The sequence below is a fragment of the Bradyrhizobium sp. genome, from assembly GCF_019244115.1.
GTDB lineage: Bacteria > Pseudomonadota > Alphaproteobacteria > Rhizobiales > Xanthobacteraceae > Bradyrhizobium.
Genome location: NZ_JAFATE010000090.1, coordinates 1 through 3,170, shown reverse-complemented (window position 1 = coordinate 3,170; position 3,170 = coordinate 1). Strand labels below are relative to the sequence as shown.

The window sequence follows — 3,170 nt, the reverse complement described above, 5'->3', positions numbered from 1 at the left end:
TGACCCTCAACATTCTGCTGTCCTTTGCGCAGTTCGAGCGCGAGGTCATCGGCGAGCGCATCCGGGACAAGATCGCCGCCTCAAAACGGAAGGGGATGTGGATGGGCGGCGTGCCGCCGCTCGGGTATCGGGCGCAGGACGGCAAGCTTGTTGTGATCGAGAGCGAGGCAGAGATCGTTCGAGACGTTTTTCGCTGCTATGCCGAACTCGGCTCGGTCCGGTTATTGAAGGACGACCTCGAAGCTCGGGAGATCAAGAGCAAGTCGTGGACCACCGCTTCGGGTCGCCTCAGGGGTGGCAAGCCCTTCTCGCGCGGTGCGCTCTACCTGATGCTGCAGAACCGCCTCTATCGCGGCGAGATCGTGCACAAGCGGCAATCTCATCCCGGCGAACACCCGCCGATCATCGATCAGCCATTGTGGGATGCGGTGCAGACGCAGCTCACCGCCAATAACCTTGCCAGACGCAACTCCAGTACACGCACTCGCCAACCGAGCCTGCTCGCCGGCATGCTGTTTGACGGCGACGGCACTCGCATGACGCCGACCCATGCGACCAAGCGAGGGACGCGCTACCGCTACTATGTCTCCCAAACGCTGATCACCTCGGATCAGACCGAGGGATCCGGCGGGCTGCGCATTCCAGCCGGGGAAATCGAGCAAGCGGTGATCAACCGAATCCGGCAATGGCTTGTCGATCCCGGCAGCGTCTACCAGGCAACACGGCTTGGCGATCCCTCAGCGCAGCGCCGGCTGATCGCGCGAGCCGGGGAAATTGGGAAGAGCTGGTCCGAGTTGCCCGCAGCACGGCAGCGTACCTTCCTTACCGCTCTGATCGAGCGCATCGACCTCGGGGCCGATCGGATCGACATCCATCTCTGCCCGACACGGCTCGCCAGCTTGCTGGATATCGCCGCGACGGCGTCGCCAAGCGCGACAGATGACGAGCCCCAGATCCTCTCGGTGCCGATCGAGCTGCGCCGCTCCGGGCGGGACATCAAGATGCTGATCGACGGCACCGACCCGTTTGCGACGGCCAAACCCGATGCGCGGCTGATCAAGCTGCTGATCAGAGCGCGCCGGCTCAATGCCACACTCGTCGACAGCGACGATGTGCCGTTTGCCGCATTGGCCAAGCGCGAGGGCGTGAGCCCATCCTATTTCACGCGGCTCGTCCGCCTCAGCTATCTCGCCCCGGACATCACGCGAGCCATCCTCGACGGGCATCAGCCGCACGATCTGACTGCGGACAAGCTGCTGGCGCACTCGCGTCTGCCGCTCACCTGGCACGAGCAACGGAAAGTGCTCGGCTTCGCTTGATGGGCTCCGCCAACCGCAGCATTGCTGGGCGGCAACAGCTGCGATCACCTTGGACTGCATCACCGGCACTGCGGTACTGGAATTTGGCCCAGCAGAGACTTTGTCGGCGGTAGGAGCCATATCGCCGGCATATGGCCGTCTCTGCTGACCGCACCGTCTTCCATGGCCCGCACGCCCGCGCGAAAAGCCGGGGTTCTCGACGGCATCACGCTACTTCCCGTGAGAGACGGACTGTCTGCGGGAGGGAGATGGATTCGAACTTTCCGTTCCGCGCCAAATAGGCAACGTTCAAGGCACCGCTATTTCAGTTTAGCAAAGTCAAAGGCCGGCGCATTCGCGAGCTGCTCTTTGGTCAGGTTGGTGATGAACCGCGCCTCGGGGCCGACCCTGATCTCATTCACCGGTACCGCCACCAGTTTATCACCAATCCCGAGAAACCCGCCAACGGAAAGGATTACTCCAGTGACAGTCGCACGATCGAGAGTGAGGAGCACGTCTTCAATCTGGCCGATGGACGTATCGCCGGTGTAGACCTTGCTGCCGATCAATTTGCTAGCCCTGGCGCTCCCGGCCAATGCCGAATCATCAATGCCGAATATTGGTGTGGTAGGCTGGGCCGTTGCCGAATTGTCCGTTTGAGTTTGCTGAGCATGGGCAGAAGCGGCGTAGAGGACCACCAAAAACGCCGCAAACCACCTCGTCATCGACTTTCCCATGCTGTCTCAAGTGAACTTCACTAACCCAGGTAACACTTCGATCATGCTCTGCTAAGAAGCGCCGGAGCAGGTGATATTCGAGATCCCGTATCAAAATGCAAGTGCGGGCGGGCGGCGGGGCGGCAGGTTCATCGGTCTACCAGCATCGGGAGCCGATTGCAGTCTGGGCCAGTTTGAATCGCACCGGCCGGCGCCGCGGCGGTAGGAGCGGACGTCCATCGCTCGTCACAGACCTTCGATCTAAATCAGTTAAGGATGATTATTTAGCTTTAAGGATCTTTGTGTCTCGGCTTTGAGGCGTATTCGCGGTAATAGTCGGCCGCATTCGGCAAGAACGCAGATTGGTTGGCCGGGTGTGAATTACGACGCTGATAGTAACAATGCGGGCGGGGATTCGGTTGATCGTCTGGTCAGCCCCGCCCGCGAGTTTTTGATTTACGGCAACTGGGCACCATCGGCGAAGAGCGGGCGTCCGCCCGCGCTTGCCGACGGCGATCATTGTCGCGAGATGGCCGGCAAGGTGCGAGAGCTGGCGCGCTACACACGATCGCCCGGCATTCGCCGCGAGCTGGTCGCTCTTGCGAAGAGTTACCACCGGCGCGGCGATTATTTTGACCGGTCGGCGCTCGAATAGCGGGTCTCGGCGGGTTTAACGCGATTGTCGACGGCGCGCCTGCCTCTGGATGGGACCTCGCGAGTCGGAGGCGGCTATCAGGCCGCGCCAGATGAGGTGGCATCAACACCGCGACTTCAACCTTCGCGTTGTCGCGCCGCGGGCGCGGCCGTGCAGGCAGGATCGCGGTATCGCCTCCGGCACCGACTTGCCCAACCCCCACCCGACCCCGGAGCCTGTCCCCCGACTTATGGGCTCCGACCGACGCTCCCACCAGTGGCCACTTGACCGCGTCCTCGGCCGGCATGTCCTGCACCGCCTTCGCGTGCATGTCGGTGATGATGTACTTGGTCACGACCTCGGCTGCCACCCGGTTGGCTGGCCCGGCATAGCCTGCAGCGCGACCGATCTCGGCGATGGAGCGGAACGGGAGCATGACGTGGCACGGTTACCTGTTCGATGCACGCACCGGCGCGAGCGCCAACGGACGGGGCTATCAATTGGCGCCGGCCCCGAGGATGA

At 62.4% G+C, this 3,170-nt stretch carries 3 protein-coding genes; 2 read left to right on the top strand and 1 reads right to left on the bottom strand.

All coding sequences use genetic code 11. From position 1 onward, the window contains the following. Positions 1 to 1,319: recombinase family protein (locus JOZ76_RS04165; protein WP_291697361.1), on the top strand; the 1,319-nt coding region annotated here is incomplete at its 5' end. A 299-nt stretch (positions 1,320 to 1,618) separates the two neighbouring features. Here JOZ76_RS04165 and JOZ76_RS04160 read toward each other — a convergent pair. Continuing rightward, complete coding sequence (locus JOZ76_RS04160) at positions 1,619 to 2,035, bottom strand: PRC-barrel domain-containing protein (RefSeq protein ID WP_291697360.1); 417 nt, start codon at positions 2,033 to 2,035, stop codon at positions 1,619 to 1,621. A 292-nt stretch (positions 2,036 to 2,327) separates the two neighbouring features. On the opposite strand from JOZ76_RS04160, the gene JOZ76_RS04155 reads away from it, so the two are divergent. Beyond that, the gene (locus JOZ76_RS04155; RefSeq protein ID WP_291697359.1) at positions 2,328 to 2,669 is read left to right on the top strand and encodes a hypothetical protein; all 342 of its coding nucleotides are present in this window, start codon (positions 2,328 to 2,330) and stop codon (positions 2,667 to 2,669) included. Positions 2,670 to 3,170 lie beyond the last annotated feature (501 nt).